The sequence below is a fragment of the Streptomyces sp. NPDC050211 genome, from assembly GCF_040656035.1.
In the GTDB taxonomy this organism is placed as follows: domain Bacteria; phylum Actinomycetota; class Actinomycetes; order Streptomycetales; family Streptomycetaceae; genus Streptomyces.
This window is the reverse complement of the sequence record NZ_JBFALC010000055.1, coordinates 25212-45399: the sequence shown is the minus strand read 5'-3', so window position 1 is coordinate 45399 and position 20188 is coordinate 25212. Positions and strand designations below refer to the sequence as shown.

The following is a 20188-nucleotide window of genomic DNA, read 5'->3' as shown; positions in this document are numbered from 1 at the left end:
ACCTCACGATCTACCTCACGCTTTAGCTCATGATCGTGATCCGGTCCGCCTTCGGGGGCGCGATCGGATTCGTGGCCGAGGAATTGGCCGTCAGGTACTTCTCGAGAGCGGTCAGATCGTCCGCGCCGACCAGGTCGTTCGTGCCCTGGCCCAGCGTCGGGAACCCGTCGCCGCCGCCCGCGAGGAAGCTGTTCGTCGCGACGCGGTAGGTGGCGGCCGGGTCGACGGCCGTGCCATTGAGCTTGATCGAGTCGGTGACGACACGGTCGGCGCCGGTCTTCGTCATGTCCAGCGTGTACGTCAGCCCGGACGAGGGCTGGAGGATCTTCGGCGACGCGGTGTTCGTGCCGCTCACCTGCTCCTTCAGCACCTGGATCAGCTGGGCGCCGGTGAAGTCCTGCAGATTCACGGTGTTCGCGAACGGCTGCACCGTGAAGCCCTCTGCGTACGTCACCACACCGTCGCCCTCGGCACCCTTGGCCGCAAAGGTCAGCGGCGCCCGGATACCGCCGGGGTTCATCAGCGCGAGGTCGGTCTCCGCGTCCAGCTCCTTGCCGTACGCCAGCTGCGCGTCGGCGATGAGGTCGCCGATCGGGGACTCCGTACCGGAGTTGCTGATGTCGGCGGAGATGTGGCCGATCGCGCGGTTGCCGATGGGCGCGGCGAGGGTGTTCCACTTGGCGATCAGCTCGGTCATGTCCGTCGCCTTGGGGACGGTCCGGGTGACCACGTGGTTCGCGGACTTGACGGCCGTACGGGCGATGTCACCCGTCCACCGGTCGTACGTCAGCGTGGTGTCCGTGTAGAGGCGGCCGAAGGACGCGGCCGAGGTGACCGTGCGCGGCTTGCCCGACGGGTCGTTGATCGTGCACGCGTACGCCGCGTGGGTGTGCCCGGTGACCAGCGCGTCCACCTGCGGGGTGATGTTCTTGGCGATGTCGACGATCGGGCCGGAGATGCCGTCGCCGGCGCCCGGCGAGTCGCAGTCGTAGTTGTACGCCGACGAGGCCGGGGCCCCGCCCTCGTGGATCAGCGCGACGATCGACTTCACGCCCTGGCGCTGCAGCACCTTGGCGTACTTGTTGATCGTCTCGACCTCGTCCTTGAACTTGAGACCCTTGACCCCCTCGGCGGAGACGACACCCGGGGTGTCCTCCAAGGTCACGCCGACGAAGCCGACCTTGACGCCGTTCTTTTTCCAGACCCAGTAGGGCTTGAGGATCGGCTTGCCGGTCTTCTCGTCCAGGACGTTCGCCGCGAGGTACGGGAAGTCGGCACCCTCGAACTCCTCGTCCGCGTAGCAGCCGTCGGTGGGGTGACAGCCGCCGTTCTGCAGCCGGGCCAGCTCCTTGGCGCCCTCGTCGAACTCGTGGTTGCCGACGCTCGTCACGTCCAGCTTCAGCTTGTTCAGCGCCTCGATGGTGGGCTCGTCGTGGAAGAGGCCCGAGATCAGCGGGGAGGCGCCGACCATGTCGCCGCCGGCCGCGGTGATCGAGTACTTGTTGCCCTCGCGGGCGTCACGAAGATGGGTCGCGAGGTACTCGACGCCGCCCGCGTCGATCGTCTTCGTCGTGCCGTCCTCGTGCACCTCGGTGACCCGGCCCGCGGAACCGGACGGCGGCTCCAGGTTGCCGTGCAGGTCGTTGAAGGACAGCAGCTGGACGTCCTGGTAGCGGCCGGGCAGATGGTGGCCGGCCCCCTTGCTGTCCGGTGCCGCCCCGGCCGGTATCGCCGCGAGCAGCGCACCGGCGGTCGCCAGTCCCGCCGCTGCTGCGAGAAGTACGTGCGTACGGCGTCTGCGGCGGTGGTGCGGCTGAGATGTGGCTGGCATGCGCTCCCCTGTGGGTCTGCTGAGGTAGGTGTGGTTCCGTAGGGCGGCAGCCTAAAGTCAACGCGCGTAGCGCGACAGGGTTTTCGGGGTTACAACCTGGTTGCCGCCGTACCCTCGTACTCATGACCAGCGACGACACGGCATACCCGGCCCTCTCCCGCGCCATCGAGACCTACTCCGTGCTCTCCCCGGAACAGACCGAATCCGTGCTCGCGCTGCTGGCGGAGGCCGCGGACCACGACGGGCGGCAGGCGGTGTCCGAGCAGGGGCGGCTCTATCTGCGCGGCGGCGCCCGTGAGGGCATCGCCCATCTCCTCCTCACCGTCGGCGACGAACTCGTCGGCTACGCCCAGCTGGAGGACACCGATCCGGTGGAGGCGCCCGCCGCCGAACTGGTCGTCCATCCCGCGCACCGTGGGCACGGGCACGGGCGCGCGCTGGGCTCGGCGCTCCTTGCCGCGTCCGGGAAGCGGCTACGGGTGTGGGCGCACGGCGGTCACTCGGCGGCGCGGCATCTGGCCCAGGTGCTGGGGCTGACCCTGTTCCGTGAACTGCGCCAGATGCGGCGGCCGTTGACCGACCTCGACCTGCCCGACCCGGTCCTCCCGCCCGGCGTGACCGTCCGCACCTTCGTCCCCGGTCAGGACGACGCCGCCTGGCTCGCCGTCAACGCCGCCGCCTTCGCCCACCACCCCGAGCAGGGCTCCCTCACCCAGCGGGACCTCGACGACCGTAAGGCCGAGCCGTGGTTCGATCCCGCCGGGTTCTTCCTCGCGGAGCGCGAGGGCGAGCTGATCGGCTTCCACTGGACGAAGGTCCACGCGGCCGAAGGGCTGGGCGAGGTGTACGTCCTCGGCGTGCGCCCCGGCGCCCAGGGCGGCGGCCTGGGCAAGGCCCTGACGACGATCGGGCTACGCCACCTCGCGGCGCAGGCCCTCCCGACCGCGATGCTGTACGTCGACGCCGACAACAAGGCGGCGGTGTCGGTGTACGAGCGGCTGGGCTTCGTCACGCATGAGACGGACTTGATGTACCGCACGGAGACGTGAGGCTGCGGGGCGCTGCGCTGTGCCGGTGCGGGTGCCGTGACCGGCGTCGGTGCGAGCCCCCCCTCGGTCAGCCGAAACGCGCCCTCACCGCCTCGACGCGGTCAGCCGCAGCGTGGCCGGCCCCGGCTTCAAGCTCCGCACCGGCTCCGTCCCGCACACCCCCCACACCACCACCGCACCGGCCAGCACCATCCCCCACCGGTCGTGCGCGGCCGCCCACCGCTCGTCGGCGACGGACACGAACAGGGCCCAGTCGTCCGGCAGGAGGAGCGGGGTCAGGGCGGCGGACGCGAGCAGGGCCGCCGCGACCAGCGTGCCCGGCGCGGGTTCGTCGGTGCGGTGGACTGCTGCCGCAGCCACTGCCAGCGCCACGGCGAACACCGCGCCCGCCTCCAGGGTGAGATCGGCGACCGGGGGCCGGACCGGCCCGGGAACCAGCCACACCGCGCCCGCCCACCACACCCCCGCCGCCGGTGCGACGAGCACCGCCCGCAGGGCGTGGCGGATCCAGCGGCGGGTCGGCACCGGTGCCGTCGTGTGCCGGGCGGGGTCGTCCAGGACGAACGCGAGCCCGAGGGCGAAGGCCAGGACGGCGCCCCTGAGGAGGACCAGGGCCCACCAGGCGTTCAGGCCGAACAGCCGAGGCAACCCCGCGAGCAGCAGCCCCGCCACCGCGGAGGCGCCCAGCACCCGCCACGGCAGAGCGCGGAAGACCGGCACCACCAGCGCCGTCACTCCTCGCACGAGTCCGCGTCCTTCGGTGCGTCGACGCCCAGCAGTTGGGCGACCCGGCTGGTCTTGACGTCCGGTGAGGTCAGCTCGGCCCAGTTCGCCTTCACCTTCGCGGTGACGGTGTCGCGCGGCTGCTCCAGCAGTTCCCGTACGACGTCGGTGTGACCGGACGTCATGGACAGCGGATCGGTCGGCGACAGGACGATCGCGGAGCCGGACACGCTGTCGTCCAGGCGGACGTCGCGCAACGACTGCATCGGGTCGTCCGCCCAGCCCAGCGCCAGCCACATGACGGTGACCATGCGGCCGTCGCATATCCCGCCCGCCTCTTTCTCGGTGCCCGTCACCAGCACGGAGGCGACCGCCGCCGAGAACTCGGGGACGCGGTTGCCGCCCCAGTTGGTGCCCACGGTGACCTGGTCCGGGGTGGCCGAAGGATCCAGTGCGGCGTCGCCGTCCAGGCCGTACCGGGCGTCGATCCGCTGCCGTACGAGGAGTTCGCGGTTCTGCGCGCCGGCGCCGGCCAGCGACCGGACGTGGTTCACGACGTCCGCCCAGGTCTCCGTCCGCGGCACCCACTCCGGGAAGGCGCAGTACGTCGAGCCGTCGTGCCGTACGCAGGTCTGTTCCTTCGCCGGCGTCACCGAGACCCGCTCCCGGGCCGCCGTCAGCTCCGGCGAGATGTCCCGTGTCTGGGCGACGGCGCCGGTCAGCGTCAGGAGCACCGCCGCGGCCAAGGCACCCGCGACGATCACCTTGCGGCCACCGCTGACCAGCACCGCGGCCAGCGCCGCGCACAGGACCAGCCCCGCGAGATACAGCGCGTGCCAGGCGGCCGGGCGGCCCAGCAGGTCGGACGGGAGCGTGTTGGTCGTGCTCTCGCCGACCACGGGCGCCAGCCATCGCGTGCCCTGCCCGCTTCCGATGGGGGCCGCGATCATGACGTAGAAGAAGAGGAAGAAGACCGCCGCCAGCGGAGCCACCACCACCGACGCCACCAGCCGTGCCATCAGCACCCCGATCGTGCCGAGCAGCAGCACTGTCAGCGGCCCGACGAGGAGCTCCGCCGGAGAACCGTGCCCTATGGCACCCGGCTTGAGCGCCTGCCAGGTGAACTGGCCTCCCACACAGAGCGCGGTGAGGAGGGCCGCCGGGACCACGGACAGCGCGTGGGCCGCCGTGCGCTGCCAGGGCAGCAGCACCAGCACCCCGAAGTGGCGTTCCGTGTCCTGCCGCCTGGATCTCAGCACCGCCAGGTTCGCCGACAGCAGCACCGCCAGGGCGACCAGCAGCGGTGCGCCCTGCGTGGCGCGGTCGGCGTCCTGGAGCGCGGGGAAGGCCTCGCGGTCCATGTAGACGATCCAGGCGATGTATCCGGCGAAGGCCAGCAGCACGGGGCTGCTCAGCAGCAGCTTTCGCGTCTCGAAGCGGGCGAGGGCGAACACGGCCGCCCAGGTGTGGCTCGGCGCGGTGGTCACGGCGGGCGGGGCCGCCTGCAGCACGGTGCTCACGCGGCCACCTCCGCGTGCTCGCCGTCGAGGGAGAGGAGGTAGCCGTCCTCCAGGGTGGGGTCGAGGAGTTCGGCGCCGGGGGGCGGGTCGCCGACGTTGCGGTATGTCCCCATCCCCGTCCGCCAGCCCGCCTTCGCGCCCGGCGCGCGCTCCGCACTGCTCCACACCCGGCCGGCCGCCCATGCGGTCAGCTCGGCGGGGGTGCCGTCGAAGCGGATGGTGCCGCCCGCCATGACCAGGACCCGGTGGCAGAGCATCGCCACGTCCTCGGTCTGGTGGGTGGACAGCAGGACCGTGCGGCCCTCTCCGGCCGTGGCGATCAACTCCCGGAACCGCATGCGCTGTTCGGGGTCGAGGCCGACGGTCGGCTCGTCGAGGACCAGGAAACCGGGGTCGCCGACGAGCGCGGCGGCCAGTGCGACCCGCTGCCGCATCCCGCCGGACAGCTTCTTGATCCGCTTGCCGCGTACGTCGGACAGATCGACGCACTCCAGCACCCGCCGCACCTCCCGATGTCGTGCGGTGCGGTCGGTCAGCTCCTTGAGGATCGCCACGTAGTCGACGAACTCGAAGGACGTGAAGTCCGGGTGGAAGCCGGGGGTTTGGGGGAGGTAGCCGAGGTTGCGGCGGACCTCCTGGCGGCCGGAGGCGGTCGACGGGTCGTGGCCGAGGACCGTGAAGGCGCCGCTGTCGGCGGGGACCGCGGTGGCGAGCACCCGCAACAGGGTGGTCTTTCCCGCGCCGTTGGGGCCGAGCAGGCCTGTCACACCCGGCGTGAGCCGCAGCGCGACGTCGTCCAGGGCGCGTGTGCCGCCGTAGCGGAGGCTGAGCCCGGAGGCGGAGACGGTGGGGGTCATGCGGGGCTCCCGTGGAAGAGGTCGAAGCGGTCACGGAGGTAGAAGAGGAGACCGGCGGCGAGTACGGCGACGGCGGCTGCCGTGCTCTGTCCGGCGGCGGTGAAGGGGGCGAGCGGGCCGTCGGCCGTCACGTCCGCCACCAGCAGCAGCGCGATCCAGCCCCCGCCGACGAGGGACGGCGCGAGCACCGGCCCCAGCCGCGGGGTCAGGGCGAGCCCGGTCGCGGTCAGCGCGAGCGCGGGCAGCAGCCAGGCGAGGGCACGCAGGCCGTACGCCGGGAGGGCGAGCGTCGCCAGTCCGTTGAGGGCGAGTCCGGCGGTGAGCACGGCGACCGTCCGGATCATCAGCAGCCGGAACCCGTGCACCGGGGAGACGACGGCCATCTCGTACGTCGGGTCCAGCGCGGGCCCGTACGACACCGCGACCCCGGCGAGGGGCAGCAGCGGCGCGAGGGCGAGGAACAGCGTGGGCGAGTCGGTGACCGGGGACAGGTTCGTCACCAGCACGGTCAGTACGAGCAGCGCGAGGACCGCGCCCAGCCAGGAGCCGCGCATCACCGGCGTCGCCGAGAGCAGCCGCGCCGTGTGGTCGGGCACCCCGAGCCGCACCAGCAGCCCCTCGAGCCACCCCGGCCGGGGCACGTCCAGCTCGGCGTCCAGCCGCTCCCAGCCGGCGTCGAGCGCGACCGGGTCGCTCACCTCGGCGAGCACGGCCCGGCAGGGGGCGCAGGCGGTGAGGTGGGTGTCGGTGGACCAGAGGGCGGGGGCGGTCAGCTCACCGCGGGCGTACGACCGTAGATCTTCTTCAGGTACGTGCCAGGTCATGCGGACACCTCCTCCATTCGTGTGCGGGCGTTACGTGCGTCATGCCAGCGCCTCCCGCAGTTGCTTGCGGGCGCGCATCGCCCGCGTCTTGACCGTGCCGGGCGGAATCCCCAGCACGACGGCGGCCTCGCGGGTGGTCAGCCCGTCGATGACCGTCGCCTGGAGCACCGCGCGCAGCTCCGGTGAGAGCCTGACCAGCGCACCCGCGAGGTCCCCGTGCTCAACCCCCGCGAGCACGCGCTCCTCCGCGGACGCCTCGTCCCGGTGCCGCAGCCGCGTCAGCGCCTGCCGCAGCCGGCCGCGCGCCCCGTCGCCCCGCAGCGCGTCGACCAGCCGCCGCGACCCGATGCGCCAGAGCCACCCGGCCACGTCCCCGTCCTCCCGGTAGCGGGCCTTGCCCCGCCACACCGCGAGGAACGTCTCCTGCACGACGTCGTCGACTATCCCGGCGTCGGCGCACCGGCCGCGCAGCCGGGCGGCGAGCCAGGGCGCGAACCGCCGGTACAGCTCCTCGAAGGCGCGCCGGTCCCCGTCCGCCGCGATGGCCCGCAGCAGATCCCCGTCGCTTCTCGTTTCGCTCACGTCTCCTCATCGCACCGGCATCACGGATCGGTTCACACCCTCGCCCATGGCGTTCCGGCTTGACTTTCGGGACGACCTTCCACCACCCTTTCACTACTCAATTAGTGAAAGGGGGTTGTCCCATGGTCGAGTACCGCATCGACCGGCACAGCGGCGTGGCCACCTACGTCCAGATCGTCCAGCAGACCAAGCAGGCGCTCCGCCTGGGCCTGCTGGAGCAGGGAGACAAGCTCCCCACGGCCCGCGAGGTCGTCGAGGCCACCGCCATCAACCCCAACACCGTCCTCAAGGCCTACCGCGAACTGGAGCGGGAGGGCCTGGTCGAGGCACGCCGGGGCCTGGGCACCTTCGTCCGCCGCGGACTGAGCACCACCCCCGCCGACTCCCCCCTGCGCAGCGAGCTGAGCGCCTGGGCGGACCGGGCCCGCGAGGCGGGGCTCGGGCGGGAGGACGTGGCCGCACTCTTCACCGCCGTACTCGATTCACACTTCGCCGCAGGCGAGAAGCACCTCCAGGGAGACCCGTCATGACCGACACGGCCATAGAGGCAGCCGGCCTCGGCAAACGCTTCGGCAAACGCTGGGCGCTGCGGGACTGCACCGTCCGGCTGCCCGCCGGACGCGTCTGCGCGGTCGTCGGCCCGAACGGCGCCGGCAAGTCCACACTGCTCGCCCTCGCCGCCGGGCTGCTCGCCCCGACCGAGGGCACGGTGAGCGTCCTCGGCGGAACTCCGGCGGCGGCACGCGCGCGTGTCGGCTACGTCGCCCAGGACAAGCCGCTGTATCCGCAGCTCACGGTCGCCGAGACGCTGCGTATGGGCGCCGACCTCAACCCCGGCCGCTGGGACCTGCCTGCCGCCGAGCGGATCGTGGCCGCCGGCGACCTCGACCCCAAGTCCCGGGTGCGCTCCCTCTCCGGCGGCCAGCGCACCCGTGTCGCGCTCGCCCTCGCGCTGGCCAAGCGGCCCGAACTGCTGCTCCTGGACGAGCCGATGGCCGACCTCGACCCGCTGGCCCGGCACGAGCTGATGGGCGTCCTGATGTCCCAGGCCGCTCAGTACGGCACCACGATCGTGATGTCCTCGCATGTCGTCGCCGAGCTGGAGGACTCCTGCGACCATCTGCTGCTGGTCGGCGGCGGCCGGGTACGGCTCGCGGGCGAGCTCGACGAGCTGCTTCAGGTGCACACACGCGTGTCGGGCCCCGCCGACACGCCCCTCGCCGCGCACCACACCGTCGTCGAGTCCCGTACCACCGGCCGCCAGCTCACCGCGCTGCTCCGCCCGACGGGCCCGCTGCCCGACGACATGCGCACCAGCGCCCCGTCCCTGGAGGAGCTGGTCCTCGCCTACCTCCGCAACCCGCAGGCCGACAGCCAGGAGACCGCCGCGTGACCGCCCTGACCGCCCCCGCCCCGACTCCGGCGCCCGCACCCCACCTGCTGCGCTGGCTGATACGACTCCACCGGCCCGCCCTGTACATCTGGGCGGCACTCCTCGTCGTCACCACCGCCACGCTCCTGTGGCTGGGCGGCCCGCTCGTCGACGACGCGGCGGCGGCCTGGCGGGAGTACAACGCATGCGGCGGGACACCGTCCTGCGTGTACGACCAGGACGCGATCGTCCTCTACAAGGACGTCTACAACTACGCGACCATCGCCGTCCTGGCTCTCCCCTTCCTGGTCGCCGCCTGGGCGGGCGCCTCGCTGATCGGCCGTGAACTGGAGAACGGCACCGACCGGCTGGCCTGGACCCAGTCCGTCTCCCCCGCCCGCTGGCTGGCCGCCAAGCTCGCCGCGCCGGCCGTCCTGGTCACCGCCGGCACCGGACTGCTCGTCCTCCTGCACCATCTGGCCTGGTCGGCGGGGCGGGTCGAGATCGACACCGCCAAGCCCTGGTACGACTCGGCCACCTTCTACGCGGGCGGCCCCGTCACCGTCGCCCTCGCCCTGACCGGCCTCCTCGTCGGCGCCCTCGCGGGCCTGGTCCTGCGCCGCTCACTCGGCGCGCTCGGCGCGGGTGCGGTCACGGTGGCCGGGCTGTGGCTCGCCGTCCAGCAGGCGCTGCCGCATCTGTGGCCGTCGGACACCCGGCTCAGCAGCCTGCAGCAAGGCCCGTGGGGTGAGGGCATGGCGGTCGGCCACGGTCTGGTGACCGCGTCCGGCGACCGGATCGCCGACCCTCAGTGCGGCGGCTCGTTCGTCGCGACGTGCAAGGTCACCCTGGAACGCCTCGACGCGACCAGCTACTACAACGACTACCACCCCGTTTCCCACTACTGGCCCCTCCAGCTCACCGCGACGGCCATCGTCCTCGCCGTGGCCGCCACAGCCGCCTTGATCGCGTTCCGGCTGGTCAGGCACCGTACAGGCTGACGCGTCGTCATGCGCATACGTCCCCGAGAGTGGGTAGGGGGCGTATGCGCAGGGCTTCGCGCTGCCCGTCGTACGGAAACCCGGGGGACGTAGACGCCCGGGGGCCGCCCCCCGCTATCCCGCACGTCATGTCGCCGTAACCATTGGTTCAGGCGGGCTTGCGACGCTCAGCCAATGAACCAAGCCGTGCCAGAGCCTTCGACGCCCGAGGAGGGCCGTGCGAGGAACGGGGAGAGCAGACTGACCGTCGCCGCCCTGCCTCCCGCGTCCTCCGACGCGCCCGTAGCGCTCCCGGCGCGGAACAATGGGTTCATGAGTCAGTCGAACACCCAGGCACAGGTCCAGCATGCCCAGCCGTCCGTCGGTTCCATAGCCGCGCACCGGCCACACACGGTGTCCGCCGCGGTGTCCGACCTGGAACCCGACATCGATGCCGACCTCGACGCCTACGAGGAGGCCCCGTACGACGGGCCACAGCTGCCCCAGGGCCGCTTCCTCGACCGGGAGCGGAGCTGGCTCGCGTTCAACGAACGGGTCCTGGAGCTCGCCGAGGACCCGAACACGCCCCTGCTGGAGCGGGCGAACTTCCTCGCGATCTTCGCCTCCAACCTGGACGAGTTCTTCATGGTCCGGGTGGCCGGCCTGAAGCGCCGTATCGCCACCGGCGTCGCCACCCGGTCCGCCTCGGGACTCCAGCCCCGCGAGGTGCTGGAGATGATCTGGGCCCGCTCCCGCGAGCTGATGGCCCGGCACGCCGCCTGCTACCACGAGGACGTCGCCCCCGCGCTCGCCGAGGAGGGCATCCACCTGGTCCGCTGGGCCGAGCTGACCGAGAAGGAGCAGGCGCGTCTCTTCACCCTGTTCCGGCACCAGATCTTCCCGGTCCTCACGCCCCTCGCGGTCGACCCGGCGCACCCCTTCCCGTACATCTCCGGCCTCTCCCTGAACCTGGCCGTCGTCGTACGCAACCCGGTCACCGGCCACCGCCACTTCGCGCGCGTGAAGGTGCCGCCGCTGCTGTCCCGCTTCCTGGAGAGCTCCCCCGGCCGGTACGTCCCCATCGAGGACGTCATCGCCGCACACCTGGAGGAGCTGTTCCCGGGCATGGAGGTCCTGGAGCACCACGCCTTCCGGCTCACCCGGAACGAGGACCTGGAGGTCGAGGAGGACGACGCCGAGAACCTCCTCCAGGCCCTGGAGAAGGAACTCATGCGGCGCCGCTTCGGGCCGCCGGTGCGCCTGGAGGTCGAGGAGTCCATCGACCGCGAGGTGCTCGACCTGCTGGTGCGGGAGCTGAAGATCAGCGAGGCCGAGGTGTACCCGCTGCCGGGCCCCCTCGACCTCACCGGCCTCTTCCGCGTCGGCGGCATCGACCGGCCCGAGCTGAAGTACCGCAAGTTCGTCGCCGGCGTCCACCGCGACCTCGCCGAGGTCGAGTCGGCGTCAGCGGCCGACATCTTCGCCGCGCTGCGCAACCGGGACGTGCTGCTGCACCACCCGTACGACTCCTTCTCCACCTCAGTGCAGGCGTTCCTGGAGCAGGCGGCCGAGGACGACGACGTCCTCGCGATCAAGCAGACCCTGTACCGGACCTCCGGCGACTCCCCGATCGTCAACGCGCTCATAGACGCCGCCGAGGCCGGCAAGCAGGTCCTCGTCCTGGTCGAGATCAAGGCCCGCTTCGACGAGCACGCCAACATCAAGTGGGCGCGCAAGCTGGAGGAGGCCGGCTGCCATGTCGTCTACGGCCTGGTCGGCCTGAAGACGCACTGCAAGCTGTCGCTGGTGGTCCGCCAGGAAGGCGACACGCTACGGCGGTACTGCCACGTCGGCACCGGCAACTACCACCCGAAGACGGCCCGCCTCTACGAGGACCTCGGCCTGCTCACCGCCGACCCCCAGGTCGGCGCGGACCTGTCCGACCTGTTCAACCGGCTGTCGGGATACTCGCGCCGCGAGACCTACCGACGGCTGCTGGTGGCCCCCAAGTCCCTGAGGGACGGCCTGATCGCACGGATCGACAAGGAGGTCCAGCACCACCGTGCCGGACGTCCCGCGTTCATCCGGATCAAGGTCAACTCGATGGTGGACGAAGCCGTCATCGACGCCCTGTACCGCGCGTCCCAGGCGGGCGTGCCGGTCGACATCTGGGTACGCGGCATCTGCGCGATCCGCCCCGGGGTGCCGGGCCTCTCGGAGAACATCCGGGTCCGCTCGATCCTCGGCCGCTTCCTCGAGCACTCCCGGGTCTTCGCCTACGGCAACGGTGGCGAGCCCGAGGTGTGGATCGGCAGCGCCGACATGATGCACCGCAACCTCGACCGCCGCATCGAGGCCCTGGTGAGGGTCACCGACCCGGCTCACCGCGCCGCGCTCAACCGGCTCCTTGAGACCGGCATGTCCGACACCACCTCGTCCTGGCATCTCGGCCCGGACGGCGAGTGGAACCGGCACGCGCTCGACGCGGACGGCCAGCCCCTGCGGAACATCCAGGAGATGCTCATAGACGCCCGGAGGCGCCGGCGTGGCACAGCAACACCTTGAACCGACGGACCCCACGGCCGGGCTGACCGGGGATGCCCTCGCGGGCTATCTGCGCGCCCAGGCCACGGAGTTCCTCCGTGCACTGCGGCTGCACCGGGAGACCGGCGGCTCGGCCAACGGCTCGAGCGCGGGCTCGGGCTCGGAGGAGGCCGTCGACGCGGCGCGCGCCCTGCGCCGCTCGGCCCGCCGCATCAGCGGCAGCCTGCACACCTTCCGCCCCCTGCTCGACCCCGACTGGGCCGAGGCCATCCGCCCCGAACTGGCCTGGCTCTCCGGCACGTTGGCGATGGAACACGCGTACTCGGGCCGCTTGGAGCGGCTGCTGCTGGCGCTGCACCGGCTGTCGGGGGCGACGGTGTTCCCGGACCAGTCGGCGGAGACGGCGGGCGGGAGCAACCGTTCAACCGGCGCAGCTGTGGGCAGTCGTTCCGCTGGGGCGGAACGGGTGGGCACAGCGGCACCCGGCACCGCCGGCCCGGATTCCCACCCGCCCACTACGGAACGCGGCAACCTCACAGTAGGCGCCGCCAAAGCAGGCGCCCTGCTGGAACGCCAGCTCACCCTCGCCCGGACCCGCGCCCACTCCACGGCCCTCCAGGCCCTCGGCTCCTCCCGCTTCCACGCGGTCGCCGACAACATCGCCGTACTGGCCAGCGACGTCCCGCTGACGCCGACGGCCCCCACCGCCGACCTCCGCCCCCTCGCCGCCGCGGCCGAGGAGCGCCTCACCGACGCGATCGCCGCGCTCCCCCTGGTGACGGCCGGCAGCCCGTACAACGCGGAGGCGCTGATCCACGGCCTCTCACCGGACCCGGCCCCGCACCCGCAGGACGCCCCCTGGCACCAGGTCCGCCTGCTGCTGCGCCTGCACCGGTACGCCCTCGAGGTCCTGCACGGCGAGAAGGCACCCGTGGACGCCCGCCTGCTCACCGCCGGCCAGGCCCTCAACCGGCACCGCGACGCCTCGGAGGCGGCGGCCGCCGCTGCCGCCGCGGCACGCACTCCGCGAATCGCCCCGGCGACGGCGTACGCCCTCGGCGTGCTCCACGCCGACCAACGGCACGAGGTGGAGGCGGCACGTTTCGCGTTCCAGCAGTCATGGCAGAAGCAGGCCGTCGGCACGGCCTGAACCCGCACGCGCACCCTCGAGGAGGCGGTGGAGCCCCGGTGACTCACACGAACGACGGCATCGTCCAGGCGGCCGGCTGTGTCCTGTGGCGCCGTTCGCCGGTAGACGGTGAACTGGAGATATGTCTCGTGCACCGCCCGAAATACGACGACTGGTCCCACCCCAAGGGCAAGCTGAAGCGCGACGAGGAACCGCTCACGGGCGCCGTACGAGAGGTGGCGGAGGAGACGGGCTACCGCGCGGTGCCGGGCGCCGAGCTGCCCGCCGCCCACTACTTCACGGCCGGCCGCCCCAAGCAGGTGCGCTACTGGGCGGCCGAGGCGGGACCCGGCACCTTCACCCCCAACGACGAAGTGGACCGCATGCTGTGGCTCTCCCCGACGGCCGCCCGCGACCGGCTCACCCAGCCGAGGGATCGCACCCTCGTGGACGCGCTGCTGGACGCCCTTCGCCTGACATAGTCCGGAATCGCCCCGTGTCCTCAACGTAAGCCTTCCGTGACCTAACCACACCGACGGCAGGGGTTCACCCTCCGTTCATTTTCAGCCATTGGCGGCTTCACCTGATCTGCCTAATTTCGGCCTTACCTGATGACGGGTGCGCCTCGATTACGCGCCCGTTTCAACAAGTCTTCGCACGCCGCCGATTCAGGACGGCGGCTCCTGGAAGGAATTCCCTCAAGTGAAGCTTCAGCGCAAGAACCGGCGGGCTCTCGCTCTCGGCGCGATCGCGTTCTCCGGCGCCCTGGCCCTCACGGCGTGCGGCTCGGACGACACCGGCAACAGCAACGGCGGCGACTCCACCGCGACCGCCCAGGCCGGCTCCATCGACTGCGGCGATGCCAAGGGTCAGCTGCTCGCCGACGGCTCGTCCGCGCAGAAGAACGCTATCGACGCCTGGGTCAAGCAGTTCTCGGCTCAGTGCTCCGGCGTACAGATCAACTACAAGGGCGGCGGCTCCGGCGCCGGCATCACCGCGTTCAACCAGGGCACGGTCGCGTTCGCCGGCTCGGACTCCGCGCTGAAGCCCGAAGAGGTCACCGAGTCCAAGAAGGTCTGCTCCGGCGGCCAGGGCATCGACCTCCCGATGGTCGGCGGCGCGATCGCCCTCGCGTACAACGTCGAGGGTGTCGACGACCTGGTCCTGGACGCGAAGACGATCGCCCAGATCTTCAGCGGCAAGATCAAGACCTGGGACGACGCGGCGATCAAGAAGCTGAACCCCGACGCCAAGCTGCCCAGCACCAAGATCCAGGCGTTCCACCGCTCGGACGAGTCCGGCACCACGGACAACTTCACCAAGTACCTGGGTGCCGCCGCCAAGGCGGACTGGACCTACGGCGACGGCAAGGCGTGGGCCGCTCCGGGCGGCCAGGCCGCGTCCGGTTCCTCCGGTGTCGCGCAGAGCGTCAAGCAGACCTCCGGCGCGATCAGCTACATGGAGGAGTCCTACGCCAAGGAGATGTCGACCGTCGCCATCGACACGGGCGCCGCTGAGCCGGTCAAGCCCAGCTCCGACAGTGCCACGGCCGCCATCGCGGACGCCGAGGTCGTCGGCACGGGCAAGGACCTCGCGCTCGAGATCAACTACAACACCAAGGCCGACGGCGCCTACCCGATCACCCTGGTGACCTACGAGATCGTCTGCGACAAGGGCAACAAGGCGGAGACGCTGCCCACCGTCAAGTCGTTCCTGACCTACATCGCCAGCGAGGAGGGTCAGGGCATCCTCGCCGACAACTCCTACGCCCCGATCCCCGACGAGATCATCGCCAAGGTTCGCACCACCATCGCGGACCTGAGCTGACCTGAGTGTGCGGCCCGGTCCCACTGCGGGGCCGGGCCGCACCGTCCGGTGCACCGCCGCCATGGAGCCGTACGCCAGTGTGGCTCCGCAGACCGGAGAACCCGATGGACATAGCCACACAAGACACACCTCCCCCCGCACCCCAGCCGACCGAGGCAGAGCGCAAGCGCGCCGCCCGCGGCGCCACCCGCCCCGGAGACCGGGTCTTCCTCGGTCTCGCCCGAGGGTCCGGCATCTTCCTGCTGGCGATCATGGCCGCGATCGCGGTCTTCCTCACCTGGCGTGCCGCCATCGCCATCAGCAAGAACGACGGCAACTTCCTCACGACCTTCGAGTGGAACACCGGAACGCAGCCGCCGGTCTTCGGCATCGCGGTCCTGGCCTACGGCACGGTCGTCTCCTCGATCATCGCCATGGCCATCGCGGTCCCGATCGCGGTCGCCATCGCGCTGTTCATCACCCACTACGCCCCGCGCAGGCTCAGCGGCCCCATCGCGTACGTGATCGACCTGCTCGCCGCCGTACCGTCCATCGTGTACGGCCTGTGGGGCGCCCTGATCCTCGTACCGCAGATGGACGGCCTCTTCGGCTGGCTGAACGACTACTTCCGCTGGACCGGCATCTTCTCCTGGGAAGAGGGCCCCGCCCGCTCGATGCTCACCGTCGGCATCCTGCTCGCGATCATGATCCTGCCGATCATCACGAACGTCAGCCGTGAGGTCTTCAACCAGGTCCCGCAGATGCACGAGGAGGCGGCACTGGCCCTCGGCGCCACGCGCTGGGAGGTCATCCGCATGTCGGTGCTGCCCTTCGGCCGCTCCGGCGTGATCTCCGCCTCGATGCTCGGCCTCGGCCGCGCGCTCGGCGAGACGATGGCCGTCGCCACCGTGCTCTCCCCGGACTTCCTGATCCACGGCAGCCTGCTCGACCCGGGCGGCGGCACCTTCGCCCAGAACATCGCCGCCAAGTTCCCCGAGGCGGACACGTTCGGCCAGGACGCGCTGATCGCCTCCGGTCTGGTCCTGTTCGTCATCACCCTGCTGGTCAACGGCGCGGCGCGCATGATCATCGCCCGTCGCAAGGAGTTCTCGGGGGCCAACGCATGAGCACCACCGCCATCAACAACAAGCACCGCGGCTCACTGCAGGGTGACCGGCTGCCGAAGTGGTTCCCGTGGGCGCTGGCCGCGGGCTCCGTCGCCGTCTCCATCGGCCTCAGCCTGGCCACCGGGATCGACAGCAAGATCCAGTGGGGTCTGATCGCCGCGATCCTCTTCGTCATCGGTACGTTCGTCATCGCCGGACGGGTCGAGGGCAGCCGCCAGGCCAAGGACCGCATCGCGACCTCGCTGGTCTGGGTCGCCTTCCTGCTCGCCGTGGTGCCGCTCGCCTCGCTGATCTGGGCGACCATCGAGCGCGGTACCAAGGTGCTCGACGGATACTTCCTCAGCCACTCGATGGGCGTCGTCGCCGACACCGAGCCGGGCGGCGGCATCTACGCCGCCATCATCGGCACCCTCGAGCAGGTCGGCATCGCCACGCTGATCGCCGTGCCGATCGGTGTGCTCACCGCGATCTACCTGGTGGAGTACGGGCGCGGCAACCTCGCCCGGGCCGTCACCTTCTTCGTCGACGTGATGACCGGTATCCCGTCGATCGTCGCCGGTCTGTTCATCCTCAGCCTTCTGCTGATCTTCAAGTTGGGCTTCTCCGGCTTCGCCGGGGCGCTCGCGCTGACGATCCTGATGATGCCGGTCGTGGTCCGCTCCACGGAGGAGATGCTCAAGCTCGTCCCGAACGAGCTGCGTGAGGCGTCCCTGGCGCTGGGCATCCCGAAGTGGCGCACCATCCTGAAGGTGGTCCTGCCGACCGCGATCGGCGGTATCACCACCGGCATCATGCTGGCGGTGGCCCGCATCGCCGGTGAGACCGCGCCCGTACTGTTGCTGGTGTTCGGCAACCCGTTCATCAACAACAACCCCTTCGAGGGTGCGCAGGCGTCGCTGCCGCTGTACATCTACCAGCAGTTCAAGAACAGCGCCGGTTCGGGTGCGGCGTACGACCGTGCCTGGGCCGCAGCCCTCACGCTGATCGCCTTCGTGATGATCCTGAACCTGGCAGCCCGCGGCATCGCCCGCTGGAAGGCGCCGAAGACCGGTCGCTGACGCGGCCATACAGCGACCGATCTAAGACTTTTCCGAAAGAAGCAGTGATACCCATGGCCAAGCGAATCGACGTAAGCGGGCTCAACGCCTACTACGGCTCCTTCCGCGCCATCGAAGACATCTCGATGACCGTCGAGCCCCGTTCCGTGACCGCCTTCATCGGCCCCTCCGGCTGCGGCAAGTCCACGTTCCTGCGCACGCTCAACCGCATGCACGAGGTGACGCCGGGCGGCCGGGTCGAGGGCAAGGTCATGCTCGACGACGAGAACCTGTACGGCGCCGGGGTCGACCCGGTGTCCGTGCGGCGCGAGGTCGGCATGGTCTTCCAGCGTCCCAACCCGTTCCCCACGATGTCGGTGTACGACAACGTGGCGGCCGGCCTGCGGCTCAACGGCTCGTACAAGAAGTCCGCGCTGGACGACGTGGTCGAGAAGTCCCTCAAGGGCGCCAACCTCTGGAACGAGGTCAAGGACCGCCTGAACAAGCCGGGTTCGGGCCTGTCGGGTGGTCAGCAGCAGCGTCTGTGCATCGCGCGGGCGATCGCGGTGGAACCGAACGTGCTGCTGATGGACGAGCCCTGCTCGGCCCTCGACCCCATCTCCACCCTCGCGATCGAGGACCTGATCGGCGAGCTGAAGGAACGCTTCACGATCGTCATCGTGACGCACAACATGCAGCAGGCGGCCCGCGTCTCCGACCGCACCGCCTTCTTCAACCTCGCCGCCGTCGGCCAGCCCGGCAAGCTCATCGAGATCGACGACACGGAGCGCATCTTCTCCAACCCGTCGGTCCAGGCCACCGAGGACTACATCTCCGGCCGCTTCGGCTGACAGACCCCTCGCGGTGCTGCATGGCGGTGCCACCGCGAGGCCGATAAGGGCCCGCTCCCCGGGCTACCGGGGGGCGGGCCCGTCGTCGTACCGCTGCTATGGCTGCGGGCATTCGTGCCGCCTAGGGCGGCACGGGTGGGCGCAGGCGGCACCCCGCAAGCGCCGGGCTGCGCACCCCACCCCGCCCAGCCCTCACCCACCGGCACCGCTACAGAAACGCCAGGTGCACAACCCCATACGCCCCCGCAGCCACAACCGCAGCCGCCGGCATGGTGATGAACCACCCCAGCACAATGTTCTTGGCAACACCCCACCGCACGGCATTGACCCGCTTAGTGGCCCCCACGCCCATGATCGCCGACGTGATCACATGCGTCGTAGAAATCGGCGCCCGGAACAAGAACGCCGTAGTGAACATGATCGACGCCCCAGTAGTCTCCGCGGCAAACCCCTGCGGCGGATCCAACTCAATGATCTTCCGCCCCAGCGTCCGCATGATCCGCCACCCCCCGGCATACGTCCCGAGCGACAGCATCACCGCGCACACGATCTTCACCCACACCGGAATCGGATCGCCGTAATCCTCGACATCGGCGATGACCAGCGCCATCACCACAATGCCCATGGTCTTCTGCGCATCCTGCAGACCGTGCCCCAGAGCCATCCCCGCCGCGGACACCGTCTGCGCTATCCGGAACCCCCGCTTGGCCTTGTGCGGATTCGCCCGCCGGAAGATCCACATGATCGCCGTCATCGCCAGATATCCGACCACCAGCCCCACCACCGGCGACACGAACATCGGAATGACGATCTTCTCCAGCACCCCGTCCCAGTAGACGGTGGTCCCACCCGCCAGCGCGGCGCCCACCATGCCACCGAACAACGCATGCGAGGACGACGACGGCAGCCCGTAGTACCAGGTCACCAGATTCCAGGTGATCGCCCCGATGAGCGCGGCGAAGAGGATCCCCATCCCCTTCGACCCCTCGGGTGTCTGAATCAGGCCTTCACTGACGGTCTTGGCGACCCCGCTGCCCAGAAAGGCCCCGGCGAGATTCATCACGGCCGCCATCACCAGCGCGGCCTTGGGAGTCAGCGCACGCGTGGACACCGACGTGGCGATGGCGTTGGCCGAATCGTGGAAGCCGTTGGTGTACGTGAAGAAGAGCGCGACCAGGATGGTCACGACCAGCGCGAAGGTGTCCATGGCGTGGGCTCAGGACTCCTTGACGGCGATGGTCTCCACCGTGTTCGCCACATGCTCGAACGCGTCCGCCGCCTCTTCCAGCACATCCACGATCTGCTTGAGCTTCAGCACCTCGATCGCGTCGTACTTGCCGTTGAAGAGGTGTGCAAGAAGCTTTCTGTGGATCTGGTCGGCCTGGTTCTCCAGCCGGTTGACCTCGATCCAGTACTCGGTGAGGTTGTCCATCGTCCGCAGACTCGGCATCGCCTCGGCCGTCAGCTCGGCCGCCCGCGCCAGCACCTCGATCTGCTGCTCGACGCCCTTGGGCAGTTCCTCCACGTTGTAGAGGACGACGAGGTCGACGGCCTCCTCCATGAAGTCCATGATGTCGTCGAGGCACGAAGCGAGTTTGTAGATGTCCTCACGGTCGAACGGCGTGATGAACGAGGAGTTCAGCTGGTGGAAGATCGCGTGTGTGGCATCGTCACCCGCATGTTCCGCGGCCCGCATACGCTCTGCGATCTCGGCCCGGCCGGCGGTGTCCGCCCCGAGCAATTCCATCAGGAGTTTCGAGCCCGTGACGATGTTGTCCGCGGACGCGGCAAACATGTCATAGAAGCTCGTCTCCCTGGGGGTCAGACGAAAGCGCACGTGGGGTCCTCAGGATGCTTCGGTTTCGGACAGGCTGATGCTAGGCACATCATCCGGCCATGGCTAATGGGCCGTCCCCCAGTGTCACCCATCGCGCAGACTGATCCACACAGGGGCGT

Annotated in this window: 19 protein-coding genes; 11 read left to right on the top strand and 8 right to left on the bottom strand. The window is 70.3% G+C overall.

All coding sequences use genetic code 11. The features are described 5' to 3' along the window. Window positions 1-22: 22 nt before the first annotated feature. Window positions 23-1831, bottom strand: a complete 1809-nt coding sequence (locus AB0I98_RS37695; RefSeq protein WP_362949771.1) for a bifunctional metallophosphatase/5'-nucleotidase — start codon at window positions 1829-1831, stop codon at window positions 23-25. Window positions 1832-1953: 122 nt separating this feature from the next. Between AB0I98_RS37695 and mshD the strand changes: the two genes are divergently transcribed. After that, window positions 1954-2880: a mycothiol synthase gene (mshD, locus tag AB0I98_RS37690; RefSeq protein ID WP_362949769.1), complete on the top strand. Its 927-nt coding sequence runs from the start codon at window positions 1954-1956 to the stop codon at window positions 2878-2880. 84 nt (window positions 2881-2964) lie between these two features. Here mshD and AB0I98_RS37685 read toward each other — a convergent pair whose 3' ends face one another. The 5 genes from AB0I98_RS37685 to AB0I98_RS37665 are packed head-to-tail and all read right to left on the bottom strand — an operon-like array spanning window position 2965 to window position 7386. After that, entirely contained in the window at window positions 2965-3624 is a 660-nt protein-coding gene (locus AB0I98_RS37685; protein ID WP_362949767.1) for an ABC transporter, read from the bottom strand. Then, complete coding sequence (locus AB0I98_RS37680) at window positions 3612-5123, bottom strand: ABC transporter permease (protein WP_362949765.1); 1512 nt, start codon at window positions 5121-5123, stop codon at window positions 3612-3614. The genes AB0I98_RS37685 and AB0I98_RS37680 overlap by 13 nt, the downstream gene beginning before the upstream one ends. Continuing rightward, the gene (locus AB0I98_RS37675) at window positions 5120-5980 is read right to left on the bottom strand and encodes an ABC transporter ATP-binding protein (protein WP_362949763.1); all 861 of its coding nucleotides are present in this window, start codon (window positions 5978-5980) and stop codon (window positions 5120-5122) included. Before AB0I98_RS37675 ends, AB0I98_RS37680 begins: the two co-directional genes overlap by 4 nt. Further along, window positions 5977-6804, bottom strand: coding sequence for a zf-HC2 domain-containing protein (locus tag AB0I98_RS37670; RefSeq protein WP_362949761.1), 828 nt, complete (start codon window positions 6802-6804; stop codon window positions 5977-5979). Before AB0I98_RS37670 ends, AB0I98_RS37675 begins: the two co-directional genes overlap by 4 nt. Before the next feature lie 39 nt (window positions 6805-6843). After that, entirely contained in the window at window positions 6844-7386 is a 543-nt protein-coding gene (locus AB0I98_RS37665) for an RNA polymerase sigma factor (RefSeq protein WP_210582547.1), read from the bottom strand. Window positions 7387-7508: 122 nt separating this feature from the next. On the opposite strand from AB0I98_RS37665, the gene AB0I98_RS37660 reads away from it, so the two are divergent. The 10 genes from AB0I98_RS37660 to pstB all read left to right on the top strand — a co-directional run bounded on the left by AB0I98_RS37660 (window position 7509) and on the right by pstB (window position 18232). Further along, window positions 7509-7916: a GntR family transcriptional regulator gene (locus AB0I98_RS37660; RefSeq protein ID WP_362949759.1), complete on the top strand. Its 408-nt coding sequence runs from the start codon at window positions 7509-7511 to the stop codon at window positions 7914-7916. Next, window positions 7913-8779: an ABC transporter ATP-binding protein gene (locus AB0I98_RS37655; RefSeq protein ID WP_362949757.1), complete on the top strand. Its 867-nt coding sequence runs from the start codon at window positions 7913-7915 to the stop codon at window positions 8777-8779. Before AB0I98_RS37660 ends, AB0I98_RS37655 begins: the two co-directional genes overlap by 4 nt. Continuing rightward, window positions 8776-9759, top strand: a complete 984-nt coding sequence (locus tag AB0I98_RS37650) for an ABC transporter permease (protein ID WP_362949755.1) — start codon at window positions 8776-8778, stop codon at window positions 9757-9759. Before AB0I98_RS37655 ends, AB0I98_RS37650 begins: the two co-directional genes overlap by 4 nt. Window positions 9760-10071: 312 nt before the next feature. Beyond that, the gene (locus AB0I98_RS37645) at window positions 10072-12303 is read left to right on the top strand and encodes an RNA degradosome polyphosphate kinase (protein ID WP_362949753.1); all 2232 of its coding nucleotides are present in this window, start codon (window positions 10072-10074) and stop codon (window positions 12301-12303) included. Beyond that, window positions 12284-13432, top strand: coding sequence for a CHAD domain-containing protein (locus tag AB0I98_RS37640; protein WP_362949751.1), 1149 nt, complete (start codon window positions 12284-12286; stop codon window positions 13430-13432). The genes AB0I98_RS37645 and AB0I98_RS37640 overlap by 20 nt, the downstream gene beginning before the upstream one ends. A 38-nt stretch (window positions 13433-13470) precedes the next feature. Then, window positions 13471-13893 (top strand): NUDIX hydrolase, encoded by a 423-nt coding sequence (locus tag AB0I98_RS37635; protein ID WP_362949749.1) that lies wholly within the window; start codon window positions 13471-13473, stop codon window positions 13891-13893. Between the two features lie 220 nt (window positions 13894-14113). Continuing rightward, window positions 14114-15238, top strand: coding sequence for a phosphate ABC transporter substrate-binding protein PstS (gene pstS / locus AB0I98_RS37630; RefSeq protein ID WP_362949747.1), 1125 nt, complete (start codon window positions 14114-14116; stop codon window positions 15236-15238). A 104-nt stretch (window positions 15239-15342) separates the two neighbouring features. After that, a complete protein-coding gene (pstC, locus tag AB0I98_RS37625; RefSeq protein ID WP_362949745.1) occupies window positions 15343-16344 on the top strand; it encodes a phosphate ABC transporter permease subunit PstC in 1002 nt (333 codons plus the stop codon). Then, a complete protein-coding gene (gene pstA / locus AB0I98_RS37620; RefSeq protein ID WP_362949743.1) occupies window positions 16341-17402 on the top strand; it encodes a phosphate ABC transporter permease PstA in 1062 nt (353 codons plus the stop codon). Before pstC ends, pstA begins: the two co-directional genes overlap by 4 nt. Before the next feature lie 53 nt (window positions 17403-17455). Beyond that, window positions 17456-18232 carry a phosphate ABC transporter ATP-binding protein PstB gene (pstB, locus tag AB0I98_RS37615; RefSeq protein ID WP_328361965.1) on the top strand — a complete coding sequence of 259 codons (777 nt, stop codon included), beginning with the start codon at window positions 17456-17458 and terminating at the stop codon, window positions 18230-18232. A 208-nt stretch (window positions 18233-18440) separates the two neighbouring features. On the opposite strand, the gene AB0I98_RS37610 is transcribed toward pstB, so the two are convergent. Both AB0I98_RS37610 and AB0I98_RS37605 read right to left on the bottom strand, forming a co-directional pair. Then, on the bottom strand, window positions 18441-19439 hold the full coding sequence (locus tag AB0I98_RS37610) for an inorganic phosphate transporter (protein WP_362949741.1): 999 nt from the start codon (window positions 19437-19439) through the stop codon (window positions 18441-18443). Window positions 19440-19448: 9 nt separating this feature from the next. Further along, window positions 19449-20069 (bottom strand): DUF47 family protein, encoded by a 621-nt coding sequence (locus AB0I98_RS37605; RefSeq protein WP_210582535.1) that lies wholly within the window; start codon window positions 20067-20069, stop codon window positions 19449-19451. Between the last annotated feature and the right edge of the window lie 119 nt (window positions 20070-20188).